Raw genomic sequence first — 4,623 nt, 5'->3', positions numbered from 1 at the left:
GCTGGCAGGAGAACGACCAGCGGCCCTGCCCGCCGGGGTCATCGGCGCGGATGTGTTTCAGGTCGGCGGACTGGTCGCCGTAGCGGACGCTCACGCCCGCTGTGGCGTAGGCGATGCGGCGGTGCTCCAGGGCGGCGTTGTAGAGCTGCCGGTGGTCTTCCAGGCAGGCGGTGAGGGCGGCGGCCTGCTTGGCGGTGGGGCGCAGCAGGAACTTGTAGGACCTGCGCACACCCACCTCCCCTCACGTTCGGTAACGATAACACCACGATATCGGCTGGCGCCGGTAAAACCGGGAAGGACATCCATGATGTGCGGACCTGACAGGTCAGGGCACGCTCGGGCCTGGGCGGCCCTCCCGCTCCCGATTCCCCCGTCGCCTGAAGGCGACGGTCCCCTCGGGAGGCTCTGATGGCGAGCGGCCGGCGGGCCGAGACGAGGCTGCGGTTGTTCGGCGCGGCGGTGGAGCTGATCGCGGAGCAGGGCTACACCGCGACCACCGTGGACGCGATCGCCGAGCGGGCCGGGGTGGCCAAGGGCACCGTGTTCTACAACTTCGGCACCAAGGAGGCCCTCTTCTCCGGCCTGCTCGACCACGGGATCGAGCTGCTGTCCGCCGCCCTGTCCGGGGCGACCGCCGGGGAGACCGCGCTGGACACGCTGGACGCGGTGGTCATGGCGCAGCTGCGGTTCTTCGAGGAGTACGGCGCGTTCGCCCGGGTGCTGCTCGCCGAGATGTGGCGCACCGCCTGGCAGGACGCGGTGGCCAGGCTCCGCCAGGACGTCCTCGGGGTCTACGCGGACGTGCTGCGCCGGGCCGTGGCCGAGGGCGCCGTCCGTGACGACCTGGACGTCGAGACGGCGGCGACCGCCGTGTTCGGCATGGTGCTGACCGTCGCCATCGAGCGCAAGGCGCTGCATCCGGACCGCCCGATCGAACGGGTGCACGCCACCCTGGTCGACCTCCTGCACGGCCGGGTCACCGGGTAGTCGTCCCCCGGCCCGCTCCCCCGCCGGTTCTCCCGGTCCTTCCGGTCCTTCCGGGTCTCCCGGCCTGCCCGGCTCAGCGCGGAGGGCGGCGCCGTACGGTTCCGGGCGAGCTCGGCGCACGGGCAGGCCGCAGGTACGGCGCACGGGAAGGCCGCTCAGCGCACGGGCAGGTCGTAGGTGCGGCGCACGCTGCTCGGCTCGACGCTCAAGTCGGCTCCGTAGACGTGCAGGGAGATCGCGGTGACGTCGCCGACGTTGTGCACCTTGTGGATGTCGCCGGGCGGGGCGAAGCCGCTCGCGTCGCCGGTGCGGTTGGCGGTGCGGCCGATCTCGGTCAGGTGGTCGCCCTCGTCGCGGTAGAGCGTCTCGTACTCCACGCCCTGCAGGACCCCGAAGGCGCACCAGGCGATGTGGTCGTGCGGCCTGGTGCCCTGGCCGGGACGCCACACCACCGCGACGACCGAGAAGCCGGGCTCGGTGTGCAGGGTGTGCCTGACATAGGTCTCCGGGTCGCCGGCCCGCTCCTCCTCGGTGAGGATCTCGGGCGTGGGCAGCCGCTCACGGAGGAGTCCCGCGACGGCGAAGGCCGTGGCACGGGGCTCGGCCGGCCTCTTCACCAGCTCCCGGATCCCCTCGACCAGCTCGGCGAGTCCGGGACGCGCGAGTGTCATGGTTGCCATGACTCCAGCGTGCGCCTTCCCGACACATAGCGTCCAATGCCTATCTTTCCGCTGATTCATAGATAACGTTGATATGTGCTCGACGTCGTACGGCTCCGCGTGCTCGCCGCCGTGGCCCGGACCGGCTCGGTGACCGGGGCCGCGCGGGAGCTGCACTACTCCCAGCCCTCGGTCAGCCACCATCTCGCCAGGCTGGAGGCCGAGACCGGGGCCAAGCTGGTCCAGCGCGCGGGACGGGGCATCCGGCTCACCGAGGCGGGACGGCTGCTGGCCGAACGGGCCGCCGAGATCATCGGCCGGGTGGACTCCGCCGCCGCCGAGCTCGCCGCCCATGTGGGCCTGCGCGCGGGCCGGGTCCGGCTGGCCGCCTTCCCCTCCGCGCTGGGCACGTTCGTCCCGGAGGCCGCCGCCCTGCTCGCCCGCGGGCACCCCGGCCTGGAGCTCCGGCTGACCGAGACCGAGCCGCCCGAGGCCCTGCGCATGCTCCGCGCCGGATACGTGGACCTGGCGGTCATCTTCCGCTACGACGACACCGCCCCGGAGGACGACGGCATCCGGCTGGTCCACCTGCTGGACGACCCCAGCTATCTGGTCGTCCCGAGGGGCGGCTCCCCCGCCTCCGCGGCGGCCGGCTCCCCGGAGACGGCGGACTCGAAGACGGTGAGCCCGGACGGGGCGGGTCCGGACGGAGTGAGCCTGGGACCGGCGAATTCGGACAGGGCGGGCACGGGACCAGTGAACCCGGGACCGCGAGGGGAATCGGGCGAGGGCGTGCTGCACGCCCGGCGCGACGCCCGGTGGATCGCCGGGTGCGAGCGGTGCCGCAGCCACCTGCTCGACCTGTGCGCCAAGGAGGGCTTCGAACCGGCCATCGCCTTCACCACCGACGACATCGTGGCCGTCCAGGCACTGGTCGCCGCCGGGATGGGGGTGACGGCCCTGCCCGGCCTGGCGCTGCAGGCCCACCGGCACCCGGCGGTCGGCGCGATCGAGCTCCCCGGCTCGACCCGCCACGTCTACGCCGCCACCTACGGCGAGCCGCCCGACCCGCCCGCCACCACCGCCCTGCTGGAGGCCCTGACGGCGGTGGTCCTGCCGAAAAACCGGAGGTGATCAGGGGACGGCCGGGCTTACGATCCGGGCATGCCGGATCTCGCGACCCTCGCTCTGTTCGCCGCCGCCACCCTCGCCCTGCTGCTCGTGCCGGGCCCCGCCGTGGCCTACATCGTCACCCGCAGCGTCGCCCAGGGCCGCAGCGCCGGGCTGGTCTCCGTCCTGGGCATCCACGCCGGCTCGGTGGTCCACGTGGCCGCCGCCGCGCTCGGCATCAGCGCCGTGCTCGCCGCCTCGGCCACCGCGTTCACGATCGTGAAATACCTCGGCGCGGCCTATCTGGTCTGGCTCGGCCTGCGCAAACTCCTGACCCGCGCGGACACCCATGAGGCGGCCGGGCCGCCGGCCGCGAGCAGGCGGCGGATGTTCTGGGAGGGCTTCGTGGTCAACGTGCTCAACCCGAAGACCGCGATCTTCTTCCTCGCCTTCCTCCCCCAGTTCACCGATCCGGCCGCGGGCCCGATCGCCCCGCAGATCGTGCTCCTCGGCGTGATCTGGATCGCCCTGGGCGTCGCCAGCGACGGCGCCTTCGCCCTGCTCGCCTCCGCGCTGGCCGGCCGTCTGCGCCGCTCGGCCCGCGCCCGCCGCCATCTCGACGTCGCCAGCGGCCTCGTCTACCTCGGTCTGGGCGCCGCCACCGCCCTCACCGGTGAGAGCGCCGCCGCCAAGGCCTGAGCCGAGACCTGAGCCGAGATCTGACCGCGGGCCCACCGCGCGGATCCGGGGTCGGCGGGCCCGCTGACCGCAGGTGCAGGGCCGAGTGGTCGGCGGTCGGCTATCGGCGGACCCGGGGACCGGGGCGGGTGGGATCAGCGGCCTCGAGTTCAGGGGCGGGGCGAGGTGCGGGTCCAGCCCTTGCTCCAGCCCCGGCTGGAACGGCCGGTCGCACCCTCGCACCTGCGGCACACCTGGCGCACCTCGGCGGCCGACCCGCCCGACTCCGGGAACGCCTCCGGCCACCGTACGTGGTGGAAGCGGTACAGCCGCGACCGGCTGAGCGCCAGGCCGCACAGGGTCTGGTTCGTCCCCGGCCACCAGGCGTGCACCTCGCCCGCGGGCATGCGCACGCCGTCGTCGTCCACCCACTCCCCCGAGGCCGCGACCGAGGGCTCTCCGCGTGCGGGCATGGCGCACCTCCTTCCGGCACCACTCCTTCCGGCACCGCGCCCGGATGCGGGCCGCGCCGTCCCGGGTCCCCTGCCCGTACCCGGCCGTTCCATGCGGCCGGTACGGCCGGCACCGGATCACGCCACGCCCTTCACCCCCGTACGGAGCACACCCATAATGGGTGATCTACGGCGCCTCCCCCGAGAACGGGACACCCCATGTCACGTGCCGCACCATTGACCCCGTCCGACCCGCGGGAGCTCGCGGGATACCGGATCACCGGCAGGTTCGACGACGCACGCCCGCAGGACGCCTATCTCGCCGAGGACCCCTCCGGCACCCGGGTGGTGATCAGGCTGCTGCCCCCGGGCGCGGATCCCGAGCGGTTCCTGCGGACCGTGGAGCCGCTGAGCGGGGTGTCGGCGTTCGGCGTGGCGCAGGTGCTCGGCGGCGGGTTCCATGGAGACCGGCCCTACATCGTGAGCGAGCACGTCGAGGGCGCCACGCTGGCCGAGGCGGTCGCCGCGGACGGGACCCTGCACGGCGCGGCCCTGGACCGGCTGGCCATCGGCACGATGGCCGCGCTGGCCGCCGTCCACCGGGCGGGCGCCGTGCACGGCGACATCCGGCCGGAGACGGTCGTCCTGGGTCCCGGCGGTCCCGTCGTCGTGGACTTCGGCCTCACCGGGGCGCTGGCGGCCGTGGAGGGCGCGCCGACCAGGTCCGTCGGCCTGCC

6 protein-coding genes and 1 pseudogene are annotated in these 4,623 nt (G+C 73.9%); 4 read left to right on the top strand and 3 right to left on the bottom strand.

Features of this window, described 5'->3' with window-relative positions; all coding sequences use genetic code 11:
- Positions 1 to 229: helix-turn-helix domain-containing protein (locus tag ACWJ6R_RS30535; protein ID WP_449065542.1), on the bottom strand; the 229-nt coding region annotated here is incomplete at its 3' end.
- 179 nt (positions 230 to 408) lie between these two features.
- Between ACWJ6R_RS30535 and ACWJ6R_RS30530 the strand changes: the two genes are divergently transcribed.
- The gene (locus tag ACWJ6R_RS30530) at positions 409 to 987 is read left to right on the top strand and encodes a TetR/AcrR family transcriptional regulator (RefSeq protein WP_449065541.1); all 579 of its coding nucleotides are present in this window, start codon (positions 409 to 411) and stop codon (positions 985 to 987) included.
- 155 nt (positions 988 to 1,142) lie between these two features.
- Here the strand turns inward: ACWJ6R_RS30530 and ACWJ6R_RS30525 are convergent, their stop codons facing one another.
- Positions 1,143 to 1,667, bottom strand: a complete 525-nt coding sequence (locus ACWJ6R_RS30525) for a cysteine dioxygenase (protein WP_449065540.1) — start codon at positions 1,665 to 1,667, stop codon at positions 1,143 to 1,145.
- Positions 1,668 to 1,742: 75 nt separating this feature from the next.
- Here ACWJ6R_RS30525 and ACWJ6R_RS30520 point away from each other — a divergent pair, with 75 nt between their 5' ends.
- Together ACWJ6R_RS30520 and ACWJ6R_RS30515 are read left to right on the top strand one after the other, a co-directional pair.
- On the top strand, positions 1,743 to 2,780 hold the full coding sequence (locus ACWJ6R_RS30520; protein WP_449065539.1) for a LysR substrate-binding domain-containing protein: 1,038 nt from the start codon (positions 1,743 to 1,745) through the stop codon (positions 2,778 to 2,780).
- Positions 2,781 to 2,810: 30 nt separating this feature from the next.
- A complete protein-coding gene (locus tag ACWJ6R_RS30515; protein WP_449065538.1) occupies positions 2,811 to 3,455 on the top strand; it encodes a LysE family translocator in 645 nt (214 codons plus the stop codon).
- A gap of 149 nt (positions 3,456 to 3,604) precedes the next feature.
- Here ACWJ6R_RS30515 and ACWJ6R_RS30510 read toward each other — a convergent pair whose 3' ends face one another.
- Positions 3,605 to 3,907, bottom strand: a complete 303-nt coding sequence (locus tag ACWJ6R_RS30510; protein WP_449065537.1) for a hypothetical protein — start codon at positions 3,905 to 3,907, stop codon at positions 3,605 to 3,607.
- Positions 3,908 to 4,105: 198 nt separating this feature from the next.
- On the opposite strand from ACWJ6R_RS30510, the pseudogene ACWJ6R_RS30505 reads away from it, so the two are divergent.
- Positions 4,106 to 4,623, top strand: a pseudogene (locus ACWJ6R_RS30505) (serine/threonine protein kinase); the annotation flags it as partial.

The organism is Planomonospora algeriensis (assembly GCF_977012225.1).
Note: the sequence above shows the minus strand (reverse complement) of the source record. Positions and strands in the feature narration are given on the sequence as shown.